We start from the raw sequence: 22,182 nt of genomic DNA on the forward strand, positions 1-22,182 counted from the left end.
TGACGATTACACGGCTCAAGCTGCACGATGGCCGCAAAACCAGCGCCGAAACCGGCGCAAGCGCCGGGCGCGCAGCAGAATCGCGCTGCGGCGCCTTTCCTAAGGTGCGATAATGCCCGCTTTCGCGGCTCACGCCCGCCTTCCCGCCACACCGCGCATTCAGAGCCAGTCATGTCCATTACGCTGAAAAACGATCACGATATCGCGCAGATGCGCGTCGCCTGCCGGCTCGCCAGCGAAGTGCTCGATTTCATCACGCCGCATATCGTTCCCGGCGTGACCACCGAAGAACTCGACCGCCTTTGCCACGAATACATGGTGAAGGAACAGGGCACGGTGCCCGCACCGCTCAATTACCAGCCGCCCGGCTATCCGCCGTACCCGAAGGCCACTTGCATCTCGGTCAACGACGTCATTTGCCACGGCATTCCCGGCGAGAAGGTGCTGAAAAGCGGCGACGCGCTGAACATCGACATCACGGTGATCAAGGACGGCTATTTCGGCGACACGAGCCGCATGTTCATCGTCGGCGAGGGTTCGATTCTCGCCAAGCGCCTGGTGCAGACGACGTTCGACTGCATGTGGCTCGGCATCGATCAAGTGCGCCCGGGCGCGCATCTGGGCGACATCGGCCACGCTATTCAGAAGCACGCCGAGGCGCAAGGCTACAGCGTCGTGCGCGAGTACTGCGGCCACGGCATCGGCAAGGTGTTCCACGAAGAGCCGCAGGTGCTGCACTACGGGCGGCCGGGCACGGGCATCGAGTTGCAACCGGGCATGATCTTCACCGTCGAGCCGATGATCAATGCCGGCCGGCGCGACATCCGCACGATGCCCGACCAGTGGACCGTCAAGACGCGCGACCGCAGTCTGTCCGCACAATGGGAGCACACGGTGCTCGTGACGCCGACCGGCTACGAAGTGCTGACCGTGTCCGCCGGCACGCAAGCGCCCTCGCAACTGATCGCGGCGACCGCGTAAGAAACGTTCGACACGCTGCGCGCGCCGCGCGCAGCCGCCTTCCTGATCCGTCTTCCGCCGTTCCCGCCAACTCACGCCGACCCGTCCCATGAGCGTCACTGCCGCCGTCGCCTCGCCTTGCGAAACGCTGCGCGCCGCCTACAAGGCAGCGAAAGCCGCACTCATCGAACGCTTCGAGACGGCGTCGAACGTCGAATCGCTGATGCAAGCGCTGGCCCGCATCACCGACGACGCCCTGAAAGGCGCCTGGTCCGCGTCCGGCATGCCCGCGAGCGCGACGCTCGTCGCGGTCGGCGGTTACGGGCGCGGCGAGCTTGCGCCCTATTCCGACGTCGATATTCTCGTCTTGCTGCCGGACGCCGTGGCGCAGGCTGAAGAGGCCGACGTCAACGAACGCGTCGAGCGTTTCATCGGCATGGCGTGGGATCTGGGGCTCGATATCGGCAGCAGCGTGCGCTCGGTCGATCAATGCATCGCGGAAGCGAGCAACGACGTCACGGTGCTGACATCGCTGCTGGAAGCGCGGCGCATCGGCGGCGACGCGGCGCTCTTCGCCCGCTTCACGGAACGCTATCGCGAGACGCTCGACCCGCGTTCCTTCTTTCAGGCGAAAGTGCTGGAAATGCGCCAGCGTCACGCCAAATTCCAGGACACGCCGTACAGCCTCGAGCCGAACATCAAGGAAAGCCCGGGCGGCTTGCGCGACCTGCAACTGATTCTGTGGATCACGCGGGCGGCGGGATTCGGCTCGAGCTGGCGCGAACTGGACGCGCGCGAACTGATCACTGAGCGGGAAGCGCGCGAACTGCGCCGCAACGAAGGTTTCCTGAAGACGCTGCGCGCCCGCCTGCATGTGATCGCCAAGCGCCGGCAGGACATCCTCGTTTTCGACTTGCAGACGCCGCTCGCCGAGAGCTTCGGCTTCAAGGCGACCGCCGCCAAGCGCGCGAGCGAGCAGCTGATGCGGCGCTATTACTGGGCGGCCAAGGCCGTCACGCAACTCGCGACCATTCTGATTCAGAACGTTGAAGCGCAGCTGTTTCCGTCGACGTCGGGCATCACGCGCGTGCTGTCGGAGCGGTTCGTCGAGAAGCAAGGCATGCTGGAAATCGCCAGCGACGACGTGTTCGAGCGGGAACCGCACGCCATCCTCGAAGCGTTCCTGCTGTATGAGCAGACGCGCGGCGTCAAGGGACTCTCCGCGCGGACTCTGCGGGCGATCTACAACGCCCGCGAAATCATGGACCGCAACTGGCGGCGCGACCCGGAGAACCGTCGTCTTTTCATGGAGATCCTGAAGCAGCCCGAAGGCATCACGCATGCGCTGCGACTGATGAACCAGACGAGCGTGCTCGGGCGCTATCTGCTGAATTTCCGGCGCATCGTCGGGCAGATGCAGCACGACCTCTACCACGTCTATACGGTCGATCAGCACATCCTGATGGTGCTGCGCAATCTGCGCCGCTTCGCGATTGCCGAGCACGCGCACGAGTATCCGTTCTGCAGCCAGCTGATGGGCAACTTCGAGCGGCCGTGGGTGCTCTACGTGGCGGCGCTCTTCCACGATATCGCGAAGGGACGCGGCGGTGATCATTCGACGCTCGGCATGGCCGACGCCCGCCGCTTCTGCCGCGAACACGAGATCGGCGCCGACGACACGGAACTCGTCGTGTGGCTGGTGCAGCAGCATCTGACCATGAGCCACGTCGCGCAGAAGCAGGACACGAGCGATCCCGAAGTCATCAAGCAGTTCGCGTCGGTCGTGAAAACGGAGCGGCGCCTGACGGCGCTCTATCTGCTGACCGTGGCGGACATTCGCGGCACGAGCCCGAAGGTCTGGAACAACTGGAAAGGCAAGCTGCTGGAAGACCTGTTCCGCGCGACGCTCGCCGTGCTCGGCGGCGCGCGCCCCGACACGAACTCCGAGCTCAAGTCCCGGCGCGAGGCCGCGCTCGCGCTGCTGCGCCTCGAAACCGTGCCGGAAGGCGCGGAAAAGCGCCTGTGGGATCAGCTCGACGTCGGCTATTTCCTGCGTCACGATCCGGCGGATATCGCGTGGCAGACGCGCGTGCTGTGCCGGCATGTGGAAAGCGAGTCGCCCATCGTGCGCGCGCGGCCCTCGCCGATCGGCGCGGCGTTGCAGGTGCTCGTCTATCTGCGCGACCGGCCGGACCTCTTCGCGGGCATTTGCGCGTATTTCGACAAGAACGGCTTGTCCGTGCTCGATGCACGCATCACCACCACGCGCCACGGCTACGCGCTAGACAACTTCCTCGTGGCGCATCCGGATCACGACGGGAGTTATCGTGATATCGCCAATCTCGTCGAGCAACAATTGAGCGCGCGCCTGACGGACGAAAGCATTCTGCCGGAGCCCTCGAAGGGCCGCGTTTCGCGGCTCGTGCGCACTTTTCCGGTCACGCCGCGCGTGGATTTGCGCCCCGACGAGCGTGGCCAGTATTACATCCTGTCCGTGTCGGCGAACGATCGGCAGGGCCTTCTTTATTCGATCGCGCGCGTGCTGGCGCAACACCGGATCGGCGTGCAGGCGGCCCGAATCAACACGCTCGGTGAACGCGTCGAAGACGTGTTCCTGCTCGATGGCAAGAGCCTGTCGTCGAACCGCACGCAGATCCAGGTCGAAACCGAACTGCTGCGCGCGATCGCAGCCTGAGACTTTATGCGCGTCAAACTGACAGCCAAACATCCGCGTCCCACGTCGGGGACGCGATCGCCGGTTCGCTCCGGAACTATCACCGGGCGCAAGCCTGCGCGCGAAACGGCGCCTGACAAGGCGCTGGTCAAGCGCGGAAAGCCTGCGGAGGCGCGGGCGGCTTCGACCGGACGCGGCGACGCACCGGGAGAGCGGCGTGCGCTTAAACCGCGCGGCGATGATTCGCGTGCTGCGTTCGGGGAACGTCGGGCAGCGGAAGGACGCGGTGAGCGCGATCCGCGCGGCGACCTACGGCGTGCGTTCAAACCGCGTGTTGATGATTCGCGCCCTGCCTTCGGGGAGCGCGGTCCGCGTCGTGCCGTTGAAGGACGCGGTGAGCGCGGTTCGCGTAGTGACGGGCGGCGTGCGTTCAAACCGCGTGGTGATGATTCGCGCCCTGCCTTCGGGGAGCGCGGTCCTCGTCGTGCGGCCGAGGGACGCGGTGAGCGCGATTCGCGTAGTGACGAGCGGCGTGCGTTCACACCGCGTGGTGATGATCCGCGCGATTCGTTCGGAGAGCGTGGGCCGCGTCGTGCGGCCGAAGGACGCGGTGAGCGCGATTCGCGCGGCGGCGAGCGGCGTGCGTTCACACCGCGTGGTGATGATTCGCGCCCTGCGTTCGGGGAGCGTCGAGCGACTGAAGGACGCGGTGAGCGCGATTCGCGCAGTGACGAGCGGCGCGCGTTCAAACCGCGTGGCGACGACTCGCGCTCTTCGTTGGGCGATCGCGGTCCGCGTCGGTCGTCCGAAGGACGCGGCGACCGCGACTCGCGTAGTAACGAACGGCGGCCCTTCAACCCGCGCCACGACGACGCACGCCCGGCGTTCGGCGAACGCGGTCCGCGTCGCGCAACCGAAGGACGCGGCGAGCGCGATTCGCGTACTGACGAGCGGCGCGCGTTCAAACCGCGGCACGACGACTCGCGCCCGGCGTCCGGCGAACGCGGCCCGCGTCGGTCGACGGAAGGACGCGGCGAGCGCGATGCTCGCGGCAACGAGCGGCGTACGTTCGAACCACGCGGCGATGCATCGCGCTCTCCGTTCGCCGATGGCGGTCCGCGTCGCGCAACCGAAGGACGCGGCCAGCGCGAGTCGCGTGGCGACGACCGCCGTCCGATGAATCCACGCGGCGACGACTCGCGCCCTGCGTTCGCCGAACGCGGTCCGCGCCGGTCCACCGGAGCACGCGGCGAGCGCACCTCTCGTGGCGACGACCGCCGTCCGGTCCGATCAGGCAGCGATGCGCCGCGCATCGCGTCGAATGACCGCGCGCTACGCAAGCCACTCGACGACCGCTCCGCTCAGGGCAAGGCCCGCAAGCCCGAGCACGCCGCGGATCGTGCAGAACGCGACCGCGCCTCAGCGAGCACCGACACGCCCAGAAAGCCGCACGCCCACGCCGACAACCTCGTGCGCCTATCCAAGGTCATGTCCGAACTCGGCCTGTGCTCACGCCGTGAAGCCGACGAGTGGATCGAAAAGGGCTGGGTGCTCGTCGATGGCGAAGTGATCGACACGCTCGGGTCCCGCATCCGCCCGGACCAGAACATCGAGATCCTGCCCGCCGCGCGCTCGGCACAGTCGCAGCTCGTCACGATCCTGCTGCACAAGCCGGTAGGCTACGTGTCGGGGCAGGCAGAAGACGGGTACGAACCCGCCGTCACGCTGATCAACCCGGCGAATCACTGGGACGAAGACCGCTCCGGAATCCGCTTCTCGCCGGGCCACCTGCGCACGCTCGCGCCCGCGGGCCGTCTCGATATCGATTCCACGGGCCTGCTCGTCTTGACGCAGGACGGCCGCATCGCGAAGCAACTCATCGGCGGGCATTCCGAAGTGGACAAGGAGTACCTTGTGCGCGTGCGCTACGGCGAGCATACCGTCGATGTCGATCAGCACTTGCCCGAAGAGAAGCTCGCGCTTCTGCGTCACGGTCTGGAGCTCGACGGCGTGCCGCTCAAGACCGCCCAGGTGAGCTGGCAGAACGGCGAGCAGCTTCGCTTCGTGCTGCGCGAAGGCAAGAAGCGCCAGATCCGCCGCATGTGTGAACTCGTCGGCCTCGAAGTCGTCGGGCTGAAGCGTATTCGCATGGGACGCGTCACGCTCGGCGCCCTACCGCCCGGACAATGGCGCTATCTGGCTCCTGACGAGACCTTCTGATTCGGCAGCATCGTCGCGGAAACGCGACATTCGAAGCAAAGAACGGCGCGATCGCTCATGCGATCGCGCCGTTTTATTTTGTCCGCATTTAGGCTAAAGAAAATCGGTCAAATATCCGTTAGACACGGAATGTCCGAGAACTTTTGACAGCCCCGTCGTGTCGGGGACGGGCATTGGAATAACGGCAATCAGCATCAACGCTTCGAGGAGAAATGTCCATGTCAGTTGAGATCATCGTTCGTGCGACGGAAACCGGTCTTGAAATCGTGAGCGGCCGACGACGGCTCGAAGCGTTGCTCGCCCTGCGCGATGAAGTCGTCGTGACGAGCCCCGGCATCGGCGAAATGGTGTTCGCGCGTCTGCCCGACGGACGTTTGCAAGGCTCGGCGAATCCGGCGCATGTCGCGCTGTTCCGCCAGCCCAATGCGACGCGCGATTCACAAACGCTGGCCTGAAAAAAGGAACCCGCTTGGCTACAAGCGGGTTTTTTCTTTACGGTCAGCCAGCGGTTCGATTCAGTCGTCGCCCGCCGGATCGAGCCCAGGAAAGAGCACTTCAGTAAAGCCGAACTTCGAAAAGTCGGTGATGCGCATCGGATAGAGCTTGCCGATCAGGTGGTCGCACTCGTGCTGCACGACGCGCGCATGAAACCCTTCCGCGAGCCGCTCGATGGCGTTGCCGTACTGATCGAAGCCCTGGTAGCGGATCATCGAGAATCGCTGGACCGCGCCGCGCAGTCCCGGTACGGAAAGACATCCCTCCCATCCCTCCTCCATGTCATGCCCGTTGGGCGTGATAATCGGATTGATCAGCACCGTCTCCGGCACGGGCGGCGCGTCCGGATAACGCTCGTTGTGCCGGAAGCCGAAGATGACCACCTGCAGATCGACGCCGATTTGCGGCGCGGCGAGTCCCGCGCCGTTCGCGTCGCGCATGGTGTCGAACATGTCCTGCACGAGCGTGTGCAGTTCCGGCGTGTCGAAATGTTCGACAGGCTGGGCGATGCGCAAGAGACGCGGATCGCCCATCTTAAGAATTTCCCGGATCATGGCGTGACTCCTTCCAAAAGCTTCTTCATGCCGTCTTCGTCGACGACGGGAACCCCGAGTTCCTCCGCCTTTGCGAGTTTGCTGCCCGCTTCGGCGCCCGCCACCACGTAGTCGGTCTTTTTCGAGACGGAACCGGCCACTTTCGCGCCAGCCGCCTCCAGCATTTCTTTCGCTTCCTCGCGCGAGAGCGTCGGCAACGTTCCCGTCAGCACCACGGTCTTGCCGGCCAGCACGCCCTGCGGCGCTTTCGGCGCAGGCGGCCCTTCAGGCCACGACACCTTCGCCCGCAACTGCTCGATCACGTGCTGGTTGTGCGCTTCGCTGAAGAAGTTGTGAATAGCCTCGGCGACGACCGGTCCGACGTCGTTGACTTCCAGCAGTTCTTCGACGGATGCCGCCATGATCGGGTCGAGCGAGCCGAAATGCTTCGCGAGATCTTTGGCGGTGGATTCCCCAACGTGACGGATGCCGAGCGCATAGATGAAACGCGGCAGCGTCGTACGACGCGCCTTCTCGAGCGAATCCAGCAGGTTCTGCGCTGATTTGTCGGCGAAGCGGTCGAGCGCCGCAAGCGTCGAGAAGCCGAGGCTAAACAGATCGGCGGGCGTGCGCACGAGATTCTGCTCCACCAACTGGTCGATGATCTTCTCACCGAGACCGTCGATGTCGAGTGCGCGGCGTTGCGCAAAGTGCCACAGCGCCTGTTTGCGTTGCGCCGGGCAAAAGAGCCCGCCTGTGCAGCGGGCCACGGCCTCATCCGGCAGCCGCTCGATCTTCGAGCCGCACACGGGGCACTCCGTCGGCATGACGAACTCGCGGGCGTCGGCAGGACGCCGTTCCAGGATCGCGCCGACGACTTCGGGAATCACGTCGCCCGCGCGGCGCACGGTCACCGTATCGCCGATGCGAATGTCCTTGCGGCGCACTTCGTCTTCGTTATGCAGCGTCGCGTTGGTCACCGTCGCGCCGCCGACGAACACCGGCGAGAGCCGCGCAACCGGCGTGATCGCGCCCGTTCTGCCGACCTGCACGTCGATGGCCACGAGTTGCGTCAGCGCCTCCTGCGCCGGAAACTTGTGCGCCAGTGCGAACCGCGGCGCACGGGAAACGAAGCCGAGCTTCTCCTGCTCGTCGCGCCGGTTGACCTTGTAGACGACGCCGTCGATGTCGTACGGCAGCTTCTCACGCTTCTCGCCCGTCTTCCGAAAGAACCCGAGCAAACCCTCCGCGCCTTCGACCACACCGCGCTCCGCGTTCACCGGCAGGCCCATTTCGTGATACCAGTCGAGCAGCGCCGCGTGCGTGTCGGGCATATCTGCGCCGTCCAGCACGCCGATGCCGTAGGCAAAGAACGACAACGGCCGCTGCGCCGTCATTTTCGGATCGAGCTGCCGCAGGCTGCCCGCCGCGGCGTTGCGCGGATTCGCGAATTCTCGCTGGCCGGCGTCGCGCTGGCGCGCGTTCAGCCGCTCGAAGTCGCGCTTGAACATGAGCACTTCGCCGCGCACGTCGAGACGCTTGGGCACATGCGCGCCTTTGAGCGTGAGCGGAATCGAGCGGATGGTCCGCACGTTGGCCGTCACGTCCTCGCCGGTGGCGCCGTCGCCGCGAGTCGAGGCCTGCACGAAGCGGCCGTCGTCGTAGCGCAGCGAGATCGCCAGGCCGTCGAACTTGAGCTCGCACGCGTACTGCACAGGCGCATAGCCGAGCGCGTCGGACACGCGTTTGTCGAACGCCGCAATGTCTTCGTCCGCGAAGCCGTTGTTGAGCGAAAGCATCGGCACGTCATGGACGACCGGCGCAAAGCCTTCGGCAACCTGCCCGCCCACGCGCTGCGTCGGCGAATCCGGCGTGACCAGTTCGGGATGCGCAGCTTCGATTCCCTGCAACTCCTTGAACAGCGTGTCGTATTCGGCGTCGGGCAAATCCGGCTGGTCGAGCACGTAGTACGCGTAGTTCGCGCGTTCGAGTTCCGTGCGCAGCCATGCGGCGCGTTCCTCCGGCCGGTCGGCGCTTGGCACGGGCGCGAGCGACTTGGCGGTGGCGGCGGATTCGGCTTTCGTTTTTGCGGACATGCGGCTTTCGAGGAATGAGATGAGTCAGTTCAACCGACCGTTCGATTGTCTCAGAAGATCAGTCATCGCGGCATCGGCCAAACGGTCTAGGCAAAATGCACGTGTGGCGGCGCGCACCAACGGAAAGCGCCCCGGCAAGGGGCGCGATCGAAACACTAAACAGAACCTACAGACGAAGCGTTACTGGCTGAACAGCCTTCGCGTGGCAGCCGAGCCGGCCGGCATACCTGCCTGCTCCAGCTTCGCGTAGAGCGTCATCAATTGCTTCTCGATGGCGAGCAGTGCCGATTCCGGCAGCGGCCGGCGCTGATCGTCGACCACGCGCGCCCCGATGCGCTCCGACAGCGACTTCGCGTAATCGCACATCAGGCGGAACGGCAGGATGTCTTCATCGGCGACGGGCACGTCCAGCACCAGCGTGATCATCTGGCCGCCTTTATACGTGAGGTCGTCGCGCAGGAAATTCGTGTCGCCGAACTGGAGCATGAACACCGGGTTCTGCTTCGCGTCCAGCTTGACAAAGCGCGTGCCGTCGCGCGAGAGCAGCAAGCCGTCCTGCGAGGCCACCGCCTGCACGTAGTTGGCGGACCACGGCGCGCCGTCGGAGAGAATGTTGATGGACAGTTGCGCATCGCACTGCGCGGCGAAACCGTCCAGCTCGCGCGCCATGCCCACGGTTTCCATCATGTCGGGGAATTCGGGTGCGCCGTCGATGGCGTCCGCCAGACGCTGCACGCCCGTCACGAATTCCGAGAATTCCAGTTCGTTCAGCGGACCGCTGCGGTTCGCAAGTTGCGCCGCCGCGCGCAGTTCCTCGTAGCGCACGCCGTGGCGCAACAGTTCCCACGTGCTCTCGCCTTCCGCCTTGCCTTCGATGGTCACGGGTTTCGTGCCGGCGCGACGCAGCCGCTGCGCGAGCGGAATCACGCGATCGCCGGGCACCGGAGCCGCGAGCCGAATCGGCACCACGCAGTCGATGCGCCGGTCGACGACAGCCGGCGGCGCCGAAGAAATGGTCGTGGCAGCGGGCATGACCGGCTCACTGCGTTCGTCTTCCTCGATGAGCGCGGGTTCTTCGGCCACGCCGTTAGCGGACGTCGCTTCCGCCTGCAAATCGACAGGCGTGTCCGCCGGCGCGACGGCAGGCGTGACCGCCGCAGCCTCGGTCGATACAGGGACGCCGCCGAAACTCGGTTCGACGCGCGCGTCCTGCTGCGCATCTTCCGCGACCGGCTCGCGCCGCGCGGGGCGCACCGGCTCGATGAACGGCTGCTCCTCGTCGGTTTCCTGGCGCGCGAGCGCGTCGGCGGCCTCGTCGGGCATCGGGCGCGGCATCCTGCGCCGCACTTTCGCGCTCTGCCACGCGTTGTACACCACCACGCCGCCGACCACCACCGCTCCCGCTCCGATCAATCCGAGTGTCAACTCGTCCATGCACGCTCCATCATTCTTTTGGGTTACGAAGCGCCGCGCGATCTGTCGCGCGCATCCGATGCGCCGGCCTTTGCCGCCGCCTCGCCGATGCGCGCCACTCCGCGCCTGCGCGCCTGGCCGGCTCCACGTCCGGCCGTTATTCATAAAACCGGGTCAGCCGTTCTGCGCGAATCCTGCGGCGGATTCCATATCCACCGCGACGATGCGCGACACGCCCTGCTCCTGCATGGTGACGCCGATCAGCTGCTGCGCCATCTCCATCGCGATCTTGTTGTGCGAGATGAAGAGGAACTGGGTCTTGCTCGACATGGCCCGCACGAGGTTGGCGAAGCGTTCCGTGTTCGCGTCGTCGAGCGGCGCGTCCACTTCATCCAGCAGACAGAACGGCGCGGGATTCAACTGGAACATCGCGAAGACGAGCGCCGTCGCGGTGAGCGCCTTTTCGCCGCCCGACAGCAGGTGAATCGTCGAATTCTTCTTGCCGGGCGGCTGCGCCATGACCTGCACGCCGGCATCGAGAATTTCGTCGCCCGTCATGATGAGCTTCGCCTGCCCGCCGCCGAAAAGACGCGGGAACAGATCGCCGAAATGGCGATTCACTTCGTCGAACGTGCCTTGCAACAGGGCGCGCGTTTCCTGGTCGATCTTCTGGATTGCGTCTTCCAGCGTGCCGATGGCGTCGTTCAGATCGGCCGACTGCGCGTCGAGGAAGTGCTTGCGCTCGGTCGCCGCCGCGAGTTCTTCGAGCGCGGCCATGTTGACCGGCCCGAGCGCGATCACGGCGTTGTTCAGGCGCGTAACTTCCCCTTGCAGATACGACGGCTTCATGTCGGGCGTGAGCTTCGCCTGCAATTCCGCTTCGTCGACGCCCGCGGCCTGCAACTGCTCGACGTACTGCTCGCCGCTGATGCGCGCCGCCTGTTCCTTCAACTGCAATTCGTTGATCTTGTCGCGCAGCGGCTGGAGCGACCGCTCGGTCTGAAGGCGCTGCTCGTCGGCCTGACGCAGCCGCGCGGTGAGATCGTCCAGTTCGATGCGCGCCGCGTGCAGCGCCTCTTCGCGTGCCGCGCGTACTTCGAGCGCGTCCTGCAAACCCGTCTGCGCAGTCTGCGCGTTGATGGTTTCGAGTTCGGCCCGCGCGTCTTCCAGCGCGCCCTCGACGCGTTCGCTCTGCTCGTGCGCCGTGTCGATGCTGCGCCTGTATTCCTCGATCTTCGCTGCGAGACCGCGCGCCGCGAAGTTCGCGTCGCTGGCCGCGCGTTCCAGTTCGCGCAATTCATGGCGCGCGTTCGTGAGCGCCTCGTCGAGCGATTCGAACGCGAGCTGGTTGTCTTCGAAACGCGCCTGCAATTGCGCGATTTCGGCGTCGTGCTGCTCGAACGCAGCTTCGGATTCAGCTCGCAGCGCACGCTGTTCCTCGATCTGCGCGGCGATTTCTTCCAGTTCCTCGCCGATCTGCGTGCTGCGCTGCGTGTAGCGCTCGTGCGCCTGCGTGAGCTTGAGCACGTCCATCTGCAACGCGTGGACGCGCTGCGTCGCGCGCTCGGCGGCGGAACGCGCGTCGGCGAGAACTTGCGATGCCTGCGTGTGAGCGGCGTCGGCGCGCACGGCGTTGGCCTTCGCTTCATCCGCGAGCAGCGCCTGGGCGCGCACTTGCCGCGCGAGATTTTCGATTTCCTGCGCGCGGGCCAACATGCCCGACTGCTCGGAATCCGACGCGTAAAGCTGCACGCCCACGCGCGTGACCGTATGCCCCGCCTTCACGACGAACGCGCCGCCTTCCGGCAATTGATTGCGCATGGCGAGCGCCTGCGCGATGTCGTCGGCGATGAACGTATTGCCGAGCCATTCGTTGAGCACCGCGCGAATGCCCGGATCATCGATGCGAAGAAGCGCGGTCAACGGCCGCAAACCCTGCGGCGCGTCGAGCGGCTTGCCGGCGACGGGCGGCGCGAAGAACGCGAGCTTCGCGGGCGGCGCGTCGCTCGCGAACGCCTTGATCCAGTCGAGATTCGACACTTCGAGCGCGGCGAGACGCTCGCGCAGCACGGCTTCGAGCGCCGGTTCCCAGCCCGCTTCGACGTGCAGCTTCTTCCACAGACGCGGCAGCGCGCCGAGTTCGTGCTTGTCGAGCCACGGCTGGATCTTGCCTTCTGTCTGCACGCTCTCCTGCAACGCTTTCAGCGCGGCAAGGCGTGCTTCTAGCTGATGAATCTGTGCGCTTTCCGCCTGCACGCGCTCTTGCGCGGCGCGGCGCTCGGCGTCGAGGCGCGGCACGGTTTCCTGCGCATCGGCAAGACGCGCCTGCGCTTCGGCCAGAATCTCTTCGTTCTCGGCAAGCTGCATGCGCAGTTCTTCGAGTTGCGCTTCGTCGGGGGCGTCGAGGCCGCCCGCTTCGTTCTTCAGGCGTTCCTGACGCTGCTGCAATTGCTGAAGCTGCTGATCCGCGTTGCGCTGATGCGCCGCTTCGAGCTTGAGCGCCTGCTCGGCCCGCGCGATGCCCGCGCGTTCTTCGTTCAGCTTCGCCTGAGCGTCGCGCCAGCGGGCTTCGAGCGCGGGCAGCGCGTCATGCTTCGCAGCGGCGTTCTCTTGCGCGATCGCGGCCTTCTCTTCGCCTTCGGCCAATGCTTCGGACGCCGTTTCGATTTCGTCGCGCGCCTTTTGCGCCTGCATCTGCCATTGCTCGCGCTGCGCGGCGAGCGCGGCAATCTGCGCCTGAACGCGATTGCGCGACTCGACGATGAAGCGGATCTCCGCTTCCAGCCGGCTCACTTCGGCATTCGCCTCGTAGAGCGCGCCCTGCGCGCCCTGCATGGCGTCGCTCGCGCTGTAGTGCGCGACGCGCAGCGTTTCCAGTTGCGCTTCCACTTCGCGCAGACGCGCCGTCTGCGCTTCGAGTTCGATCTGTGCGTCGCGGATGGCGCGCTGCTGGCGCTCGGCTTCGTTGCCCGCTTCGTTCTTGCGCAGAAGCCACAGCAGACGCTGCTTCTCTTCGCCTTCAGCCTGCAATGCCTTGTATTTCGTCGCGACGATGGCCTGCGCTTCCAGCTTCTCCAGATTAGCCGTCAGCTCGCGCACGATATCTTCCACGCGCGTCAGATTTTCGCGCGTATCGTGCAGACGATTTTCCGTCTCCCGCCGACGCTCCTTGTATTTCGACACGCCCGCGGCTTCTTCGAGGAACACGCGCAGGTCTTCGGGCTTCGCCTCGATGATCCGCGCGATCATGCCCTGCCCGATGATCGCGTAGGCGCGCGGACCGAGACCCGTGCCGAGAAAGATGTCCTGTATGTCGCGGCGTCGCGCGGGCAGGTTGTTGATGTAGTAGCTGGAGGTGCCGTCGCGCGTGAGGACGCGCTTGACGGCGATCTCGCCGTAGGCGCTCCATTGACCGGCGGCGCGGCCGTCGGCGTTATCGAAGATCAGTTCGACGCTCGCGCGGCTGCCCGGCTTGCGCGCGGTCGATCCGTTGAAGATGACGTCCTGCATCGACTCGCCGCGCAATTCGGATGCGCGCGATTCGCCGAGCACCCAGCGCACGGCGTCGATGATGTTGGACTTGCCGCAGCCATTCGGCCCGACGACGCCGACCAGCTGGCCGGGGACCTGGAAATGCGTGGGATCGACGAAGGACTTGAAACCAGCGAGTTTGATCGAAGTCAGACGCACGGCGATATCGCTGTTTGAAGTGAATGACGGAGGATGAACGGCAGACAAGCCGCAGCGCGGCCGGTCGCGGATGTGTCCCATGCGCGCCGGACGCCGCCTGCTGCGGCGCGAGCGGACACCATCATACCATCGCGCGTGTCGATTTCTTTTCGGGCTCGGCCGCGTCCGGCGGGCTTGGCGATACCTCGCGGCCCTGCCTGTGCGCCCATGCCGAAAGCACGCACGCGGCCACGATGCACGCGCCGCCCGCCCATTCGCGCGGCCCCGGCACTTCGCTCGCGATGAGCCACGACGACAGCGCCGTCACCACCAGTTCGAACAGCATGATGATGGACGCGCGATTGGCCGGCACGCGCGCGAGCCCGATCTGCACAATGACGTTGTTGACCGCGAGCACGACGCCGAGCGCGATCACGACGAACACGACCGCGCCCATCTGCGATGCGGCGGGCGGCGCGGGCATCGGCTCGAAAAAGGTAGCGAGCGTTGCGACGACGGCCGCGCCGCCGAAGATCACGGCCGTGCGCATCTCGGGCTTCATGGCGGGCATGACACGCGTGATCTTGACGACGAGCACGTTGCTCATTGCGAAGCCCATGCCGCCCATGAGTCCGGCCCACTCTGCGAGATTCGCGGGCAGCGGCACACCGAGTTCGGGCGACCAGAGCATCGTGACCGCGCCCGCGAGCGACAAGAGCGACAGCGCGGCATCGGCGCGCGTCAAGCGGTCGCGCAGGATGAAATGCGCGAACACGGCGGTCCACGCGGGCGTCAGATAGAAAAGGAGCAGCACGCGCATGACCTGCCCGTGGATCGCGCCCCAGACGAAGCCGACGCTCGTCACGCCCGCCGCCACGCCGAGGCACGCGAGCAGCCAGTGCCACGACACCGTGCGAATGGAGCGGCGCTTGAGCAGCAGCACGAAGAGGCACGCTGCGCCGCTCGTCGTCGCGCTGGCGGCGGTGCCGGTGAGTCCCATCGATGCGAGCAGGCGCATCGGATACCAGACGAAGCCCCAGACCGACGCGCCGATCATGATGGCGAGCGTGGGGAGCGCGTCGTGCAGGCGGCGCGTCATTGCGGCGCTCCGGCGCGCGTTGGTTTCAATACGGTTTTGCTACGTGTCATGCCTCTGTCGTCCTTGCCGCCGCGCGCCGTGAAGCGCAATAGCGCGCGGTATAATCGCCCGTTCTCTGATGTCTTTCTCATGCCGCCGCGCAAAGTCGCTGCGGCCGCATGGCGCTTGGCCGCCACCCGACGTTCATCGCTCAATCGACACGCCGTGAATCCACTTCTTCAGAAACTCCAGCCCTATCCCTTCGAAAAGCTGCGCGTGCTGTTCAAGGGCATCGAGCCGCGCGCCGGATTCACGCCGATCAGCTTCGGCATCGGCGAGCCGAAGCATGCGACGCCCGCGCTGATCCGCGACGCCGTGATCGACGCGCTCGGCGGCCTCGCCGCCTACCCGGCAACGCTCGGCAGCGAGCCGCTGCGCGAAGCCATCGCCGCGTGGGTGAAGGCGCGCTACGGACTCGCTTCGATCGACGCGGCCACCGAAGTGCTGCCCGTCGCGGGCTCGCGCGAAGCCTTGTTCGCGCTCGCGCAGACGGTGATCGACAGCCGCAGCACCGCCGAACTCGCGGGCGGGAAACCGCCGATCGTACTCTGCCCGAACCCGTTCTACCAAATCTACGAAGGTGCGGCGCTGCTCGCGGGCGCGGAACCCTACTTCGTCAACAGCGACCCCGCGCGCAACTTCGCATGCGATTACTCGGCCGTGCCCGACGACATCTGGGCGCGCACGCAACTGCTCTATGTCTGCTCGCCCGGCAACCCGACGGGCGCGGTCCTCACGCTCGACAACTGGCGCGAACTCTTCGCGCTTTCGGACAAGCACGGCTTCGTGATCGCCTCCGACGAATGCTATTCCGAGATCTACTTCGACGAAGCGCAGCCGCCGCTCGGCGGTCTCGAAGCCGCGCGTCTTCTGGGCCGCGGCTTCGAGCGCCTCGTGATGCTGTCGAGCCTCTCGAAGCGATCGAACGTGCCGGGCATGCGCTCGGGCTTCGTCGCCGGCGACGCTTCGGTGCTCAAGAGCTTCCTCTTGTATCGCACGTATCACGGCGCGGCGCTTTCGACCGTATTCCAGCGCGCGAGCATCGCCGCATGGCAGGACGAAGCGCACGTGCGCGAGAACCGCGCGCTCTACGTGAGCAAATTTCGCACGGTCACGCCGATGCTTGCAGAGGTGCTCGACGTGCGTCTGCCCGACGCCGCGTTCTATCTCTGGGCGAACGTTTCGCGCACCGGACTCACGGATACCGAGTTCGCCGCGCGCCTGTACGCCGACTATAATGTGACGGTTCTGCCGGGCTCCTTCCTCGCTCGTCCCGCGCACGGCACGAATCCCGGCGAAGGGTTCGTGCGCATCGCGCTCGTTGCCGGGACCGAGGAATGTATCGAAGGCGCCCGCCGCATCGTCGAATTCTGCCGCACGCTGAAGTCCTGAACGGTCCCGAACGCGCTGCCGGTCCCTCTCTCCATCCTTGATATCACTATGTCGGAACAACTTCAGAGCATCATCGACAACGCCTGGGAAAACCGCGCCGAGCTGTCGGCGAAAGCCGCGCCCGCGGAAGTGCGCGAAGCGGTCTCGCACGCCATCGAGCAACTGGACCGCGGCGCGCTGCGCGTCGCGGAAAAACGCGACGGCGACTGGGTCGTGAACCAGTGGCTCAAGAAAGCCGTGCTGCTGTCGTTCCGCCTCGAAGACAACGTGCCGATGCCTGCTGGCGGCTACAGCCAGTTCTACGACAAGGTGCCCTCGAAGTTCGCCAACTACACCGCCGATGACTTCGCAGCGGGCGGCTTTCGCGTGGTGCCGCCGGCCATCGCGCGCCGTGGCTCGTTCATCGCGAAGAACGTGGTGCTGATGCCGTCGTACACCAACATCGGCGCTTACGTCGACGAAGGCACGATGGTCGATACGTGGGCCACCGTCGGCTCGTGCGCGCAGATCGGCAAGAACGTGCACCTGTCGGGCGGCGTGGGCATCGGCGGCGTGCTGGAGCCGCTGCAGGCAAACCCGGTCATCATCGAGGACAACTGCTTCATCGGCGCGCGTTCGGAAGTGGTGGAAGGCGTGATCGTCGAGGAGAACTCGGTTATTTCGATGGGCGTCTACCTCGGCCAGAGCACGAAGATTTATGACCGCGAAACCGGTCAGGTGAGCTACGGCCGCATTCCGGCGGGCTCGGTCGTCGTGGCGGGCAATCTGCCCTCGAAGGACGGCTCGCACAGCCTGTACTGCGCGGTGATCGTGAAAAAGGTCGATGCCAAGACCCGCGCGAAGGTCGGCCTGAACGAACTGCTGCGAGGCGACTGATCGTGGCGCGCGGCTCCCATGCCACGACCGTCGTGTACGGCATCCCCAACTGCGACAGCGTGAAGAAAGCGCGCGTGTGGCTGGAAGAGCACGGCGTGCCGTTCGAGTTCCACGACTTCAAGAAGGCCGGCGTCAACGAGAAGCTGGTTCAGGACTGGCTGAAGGACGTGTCGCTCGACCAGCTCATCAACAAGCGCGGCACGACGTGGCGCGGCCTCTCGGACGTGCACAAGGCCGAAGCCGACACGACCTCCGGCGCGATCGCGCTGATGATCCACAAGCCGTCGATCATCAAGCGGCCGGTCGTCGTGGTGAACGGCCGCGTGAAGACGCTCGGCTTCTCGGCCGAGCAGTACGAGACGCTCTTCGCGTGATCTGCGTGCGATGGCTCTGAACATCACGCCGTCGCACCACACCGAACCGCCTGCCGGCCCCGCGCCGGCATTTTTTATCGCTGTCGAAAAGAATGCAGGTTGAACCATGTCCGGCACCTTGTCCCTTACCGAAGCGCTGATCGAGCGCGCATCCATCACGCCCGACGACCGCCATTGCCAGGCGCTGATGATCGAGCGTCTGTCGGCTGTCGGCTTCGAATGCGAAACCATCGAGTCGGGCGGCGTCACGAATCTGTGGGCGGTCAAGCGCGGAACGGAAGGCGCGTCGGGCAAGCTGCTCGCGTTCGCCGGACACACCGACGTAGTGCCGACCGGCCCGCTCGATGAATGGACGTCGCCGCCCTTCACGCCGACGCATCGCGATGGCAAGCTCTACGGGCGCGGCGCGGCCGACATGAAAACGTCGCTCGCGGCGTTCGTCGTGTCGAGCGAAGAGTTCATCGCGAAGTGTCCGCAGCATCGCGGCTCGCTGGCATTGCTCATCACGAGCGACGAAGAGGGCCCCGCCACCGACGGCACCGTGAAAGTGGTCGAAGCGTTGAAGGCGCGCGGCGAGCGGCTCGACTACTGCATCGTTGGCGAGCCGACGTCCAACGAAACGCTCGGCGACATGGTCAAGAACGGGCGGCGCGGCTCGATGTCCGGCAAGCTCGTCGTCAAGGGCGTGCAGGGGCATATCGCCTATCCGCATCTCGCGCGCAACCCGATTCACCTGCTCGCGCCCGCGCTCGCGGAACTCGTGGCGCAACGCTGGGATGACGGCAACGAATATTTCCCGCCGACGACCTGGCAAGTGTCCAACCTGCGCTCGGGCACCGGCGCGACCAACGTGATTCCGGGCCACGCCGAGCTGATGTTCAACTTCCGCTTCTCGACGGCGAGCACGGTGGAGGGCCTGCAAAGCCGCGTCCACGCGATTCTCGACAAACACGCGCTCGACTACGATCTCACGTGGACAGTGAGCGGCCTGCCGTTCCTGACGCCGCGCGGCGCACTGTCGAACGCGCTCGAACAAGCCATTCACGACGAAACCGGCGTGCGTCCGGAACTGTCTACCACGGGCGGCACGTCGGACGGACGCTTTATCGCGCGCATCTGCGAGCAGGTCGTCGAATTCGGTCCGCCGAACGGCAGCATCCATAAGATCGACGAACATGTCGACGTGCGCTTCATCGAGCCGCTGAAAAACGTGTACCGGCGCGTGCTCGAAGCACTCATCGCGTAAATTTCCATCCGTAAAAGAACAAGGAGCCTTCGATGGCGCTACCCTTCACCACCGTTCGCGACCTGCTGCGCTTCGGCGTCTCGCGTTTTACCGAAGCGGGCCTGTCCTTCGGTCATGGCTCGACCAACGCCTATGACGAAGCGGCGTATCTGATCCTGCATACGCTGCACCTGCCGCTCGACACGCTGGAGCCATTTCTCGACGCGCGGCTGCTCGACACCGAAATCGATGCCGTGATGCAGGTCATCGAGCGCCGCGCGAAGGAACGCGTGCCGGCGGCATACATCACGCAGGAAGCGTGGATGCACGGCCGCCGTTTCTACGTGGACGAGCGTGTGATCGTGCCGCGCTCGTTTATCGGCGAATTGTTGCAGGACGGCCTGCAGCCCTACGTGCCCGATCCGGACCACGTCACGCACGTGCTCGAACTGTGCACCGGCTCCGGGTGCCTGGCGATTCTCGCCGCGCAAGCGTTCGAAAACGCGGATGTCGATGCCGTCGACATCTCCGCCGATGCGCTCGCGGTCGCGCGCCGCAATGTCGACGACTACGGTCTGCAGGACCGCATCACGCTCCACGAAGGCGACCTGTACGCGCCGCTGCCGGCGGCCCGCTACGAAGTCATCATCACCAACCCGCCCTACGTGAACGCCGCCGCCATGCAGGCGTTGCCCGAAGAGTACCGTCACGAGCCCGAACTCGCGCTCGCGGGCGGCCCAGACGGCATGGACGTGGTGCGGCGCATCGTGCGCGATGCAGGCAAGTGGCTGACAGAAGACGGCGTGCTCGTCGTCGAGATCGGCAACGAGCGGGCGAACGTCGAGGCCGCGCTCGGCGGGCTTGATCTCGTATGGCTCTCGACCAGCGCCGGCGATGACAACGTGTTCCTGATCCAGGCGGCGGACCTTCCCGCCTGAGCGGCATTCGCCCAGCAAGTCACCTTCGGTAATATGACGCATCGCCGCCGCGGCTCGCGGCGGCGTTCGCCGTCCGGCTTCGCGTGGCAATCCGCGCGCACGAAGCTCCGAACCGAACGCACCCTATGCAAGCAGCAGACTGGCTCCACGTCGGCACCCTCGTGATGGCCGCGCATGTGCTCGGCGTGATCGCGGCCGTCCACGCGATCATCAACACACGCACCTCGCAGGGCGCGGTCGCGTGGGCGGTATCGCTCGTCGCGATGCCCTATCTCACGCTTATCCCGTACCTCTTCCTCGGCCGCAGCAAGTTCGCCGGTTATATCGACGAGCGCCGGCTGGAAATCGAAATCCTGCGCAACCGCTCGAAGCCGATCGAATGGGATTCGCCCGTCCGCACCGATGCATCGCCGGACAACAGCGCGCTCGTCGACGCCTCCGGCGCGCGCGGCGAACTCGACACAGGACCCGCGCGTTACCTCGGCAATCCGACCATCCGCACGCTGCAACGGCTCTCCGGCATGCCGTTTCTGCGCGGCAATGCCGTGCGCGTGCTGGTCAACGGCGAAGCGACGTTCTCCGCCATTCTCGAAGCCGTCGCAGCGGCCGAACAGTACGTGGTCGTGCAGTTCTTCATCGTGCGCGCCGACGCGCTCGGCGAGATGCTGAAGGACGCGCTCATCGCCAAAGCGAAAGCCGGCGTGCGCGTCTATTTCCTCTACGACAGCATCGGCAGCTTCGACCTGCCGCATCGCTACGTGCATGCGCTGCGCGCGGGCGGCGTCGAAGCGCATCCGTTCGCGACCAAGCGCAAGTTCGTGCACCGCTTCCAGATCAACTTCCGCAATCATCGGAAGATCGTGATCGTGGACGGCAAGCGGGCATTCGTCGGCGGGCACAACGTGGGCGTCGAGTATCTCGGCGGTAATCCGCGGCTTTCGCCGTGGCGCGACACACATGTCGAAGTGCGCGGGCCAGCGATCGCCAGCATCCAGTTCGTCTTCACCGAAGACTGGTACTGGGCGACGCAGCGCCTGCCCGAACTCGGCCCCGCGACTCACAGCGACGAGAACATGCATTGCATGGTGCTCTCGAGCGGCCCCGCCGACAAACAGGAGACGTGCTCGCTTTTCTTCGTCGAAGCGATCAACGCGGCGCGCGAGCGGATCTGGATCACCTCGCCGTATCTGATTCCCGACGAAGCCGTGTTCTCGGCGCTCCGGCTCGCGGTGATGCGCGGCGTGGACGTGCGCATTCTCATTCCGAGCCGGCGCGATCACCGCGTGGTGTTCGCCGCCTCGAAGCTGTACGCCTACGACCTGGTGCAAGCGGGCGTGCGCATCTTTCGCTACAAGCCGGGCTTTCTGCATCAGAAGGTGGTGCTCGTCGACGACATCGCCGCGTCGGTCGGCAGCGCGAATCTCGATAACCGCTCGTTCCGGCTGAACTTCGAAATCACGGTGCTGACCGTGGATCACGACTTCGCCCGCGACGTCGAAACCATGCTGCAAGCGGACTTCGCCCATTCATACGAAATCGACGGCGACGATTATCGCGGCGCCGCGTTCTGGCGGCGCATGGCGATGCACGTCGCCCGGCTGTTTTCCCCGATTCTCTGAGCGCGTCAGAGCAGCTTTTCGATGTCGTCCGCGATGGACTCGGGCTTCGTGATCGGCGCGTAGCGTTTCACGATGTTCCCGTCGCGGTCGATCAGGAACTTCGTGAAGTTCCATTTGATCGCCTCCAGCCCGAGCACGCCCGGCTCCTTCTCGGTCAGATACTTGAAGAGCGGATGCGCGTTCGGCCCGTTGACGTCGATCTTCGCGAACATCGGAAACGTGACGCCGTAGTTCGACTCGCAGAAGCTGCCGATCTGCGCCGCGTCGCCCGGCTCCTGCTTGCCGAACTGGTTGCACGGAAAGCCGAGCACCTCGAAGCCGCGCCCCGCGTACAGCGTGTACAGCTCTTGCAGGCCCCTGTACTGCGGCGTGAAACCGCATTCGCTCGCGGTGTTCACGATCAGCAGCACCTTGGCGCGGTACGCGTCGAGACTCGTGGTCGTGCCGTCGAGCCGCTGTGCCGTGAAGCCGTAGATGCTGTCGGTGGTCGAATTCATGCCGTGCTCCGCGCGTTGAAATAGTGAAAGTCAGGCGATGCTACTCCCCTGCGCGTTCGGCCG

The 22,182-nt window shown here is 65.5% G+C and carries 16 protein-coding genes; 10 read left to right on the forward strand and 6 right to left on the reverse strand.

Annotated features, from left to right (window positions below):
- The first annotated feature begins 171 nt into the window (after positions 1-171).
- The 4 genes from map to P9239_RS12370 all read left to right on the forward strand — a co-directional run bounded on the left by map (position 172) and on the right by P9239_RS12370 (position 6,309).
- Complete coding sequence (map, locus tag P9239_RS12350; RefSeq protein WP_309751151.1) at positions 172-981, forward strand: type I methionyl aminopeptidase; 810 nt, start codon at positions 172-174, stop codon at positions 979-981.
- Between the two features lie 88 nt (positions 982-1,069).
- On the forward strand, positions 1,070-3,655 hold the full coding sequence (locus P9239_RS12355) for a [protein-PII] uridylyltransferase (RefSeq protein WP_309751153.1): 2,586 nt from the start codon (positions 1,070-1,072) through the stop codon (positions 3,653-3,655).
- Between the two features lie 6 nt (positions 3,656-3,661).
- Positions 3,662-5,854 (forward strand): pseudouridine synthase, encoded by a 2,193-nt coding sequence (locus tag P9239_RS23390; RefSeq protein ID WP_404980016.1) that lies wholly within the window; start codon positions 3,662-3,664, stop codon positions 5,852-5,854.
- A 218-nt stretch (positions 5,855-6,072) separates the two neighbouring features.
- A complete protein-coding gene (locus P9239_RS12370; RefSeq protein WP_309751160.1) occupies positions 6,073-6,309 on the forward strand; it encodes a hypothetical protein in 237 nt (78 codons plus the stop codon).
- Positions 6,310-6,369: 60 nt separating this feature from the next.
- Here P9239_RS12370 and def read toward each other — a convergent pair whose 3' ends face one another.
- The 5 genes from def to P9239_RS12395 form a co-directional block, all read right to left on the reverse strand.
- A complete protein-coding gene (gene def / locus P9239_RS12375) occupies positions 6,370-6,903 on the reverse strand; it encodes a peptide deformylase (protein ID WP_309751163.1) in 534 nt (177 codons plus the stop codon).
- Entirely contained in the window at positions 6,900-8,978 is a 2,079-nt protein-coding gene (gene ligA, locus P9239_RS12380; RefSeq protein ID WP_309751165.1) for an NAD-dependent DNA ligase LigA, read from the reverse strand. The genes def and ligA overlap by 4 nt, the downstream gene beginning before the upstream one ends.
- Positions 8,979-9,158: 180 nt before the next feature.
- Complete coding sequence (locus tag P9239_RS12385; protein ID WP_309751167.1) at positions 9,159-10,412, reverse strand: cell division protein ZipA C-terminal FtsZ-binding domain-containing protein; 1,254 nt, start codon at positions 10,410-10,412, stop codon at positions 9,159-9,161.
- Between the two features lie 153 nt (positions 10,413-10,565).
- On the reverse strand, positions 10,566-14,081 hold the full coding sequence (smc, locus tag P9239_RS12390) for a chromosome segregation protein SMC (RefSeq protein WP_309751169.1): 3,516 nt from the start codon (positions 14,079-14,081) through the stop codon (positions 10,566-10,568).
- A gap of 121 nt (positions 14,082-14,202) precedes the next feature.
- Positions 14,203-15,159, reverse strand: a complete 957-nt coding sequence (locus P9239_RS12395; RefSeq protein ID WP_309751172.1) for a DMT family transporter — start codon at positions 15,157-15,159, stop codon at positions 14,203-14,205.
- A gap of 204 nt (positions 15,160-15,363) precedes the next feature.
- Here P9239_RS12395 and dapC point away from each other — a divergent pair, with 204 nt between their 5' ends.
- The 6 genes from dapC (at position 15,364) to cls (ending at position 21,622) form a co-directional block, all read left to right on the forward strand.
- Positions 15,364-16,590, forward strand: coding sequence for a succinyldiaminopimelate transaminase (dapC, locus tag P9239_RS12400; protein ID WP_309751176.1), 1,227 nt, complete (start codon positions 15,364-15,366; stop codon positions 16,588-16,590).
- Between the two features lie 48 nt (positions 16,591-16,638).
- Positions 16,639-17,466 carry a 2,3,4,5-tetrahydropyridine-2,6-dicarboxylate N-succinyltransferase gene (gene dapD, locus P9239_RS12405; RefSeq protein WP_309751178.1) on the forward strand — a complete coding sequence of 276 codons (828 nt, stop codon included), beginning with the start codon at positions 16,639-16,641 and terminating at the stop codon, positions 17,464-17,466.
- A 2-nt stretch (positions 17,467-17,468) separates the two neighbouring features.
- Positions 17,469-17,840: an ArsC family reductase gene (locus P9239_RS12410; protein ID WP_309751180.1), complete on the forward strand. Its 372-nt coding sequence runs from the start codon at positions 17,469-17,471 to the stop codon at positions 17,838-17,840.
- Positions 17,841-17,946: 106 nt separating this feature from the next.
- Positions 17,947-19,086 (forward strand): succinyl-diaminopimelate desuccinylase, encoded by a 1,140-nt coding sequence (gene dapE / locus P9239_RS12415; RefSeq protein ID WP_309751182.1) that lies wholly within the window; start codon positions 17,947-17,949, stop codon positions 19,084-19,086.
- A 32-nt stretch (positions 19,087-19,118) separates the two neighbouring features.
- Positions 19,119-20,003 carry a 50S ribosomal protein L3 N(5)-glutamine methyltransferase gene (gene prmB / locus P9239_RS12420; protein ID WP_309751183.1) on the forward strand — a complete coding sequence of 295 codons (885 nt, stop codon included), beginning with the start codon at positions 19,119-19,121 and terminating at the stop codon, positions 20,001-20,003.
- Between the two features lie 125 nt (positions 20,004-20,128).
- Complete coding sequence (gene cls / locus P9239_RS12425; RefSeq protein ID WP_309751185.1) at positions 20,129-21,622, forward strand: cardiolipin synthase; 1,494 nt, start codon at positions 20,129-20,131, stop codon at positions 21,620-21,622.
- A 5-nt stretch (positions 21,623-21,627) separates the two neighbouring features.
- On the opposite strand, the gene P9239_RS12430 is transcribed toward cls, so the two are convergent.
- Positions 21,628-22,119: a glutathione peroxidase gene (locus P9239_RS12430; protein ID WP_309751187.1), complete on the reverse strand. Its 492-nt coding sequence runs from the start codon at positions 22,117-22,119 to the stop codon at positions 21,628-21,630.
- Positions 22,120-22,182: the final 63 nt, after the last annotated feature.

The organism is Caballeronia sp. LZ062 (assembly GCF_031450785.1).
Taxonomy (GTDB): Bacteria; Pseudomonadota; Gammaproteobacteria; order Burkholderiales; family Burkholderiaceae; genus Caballeronia.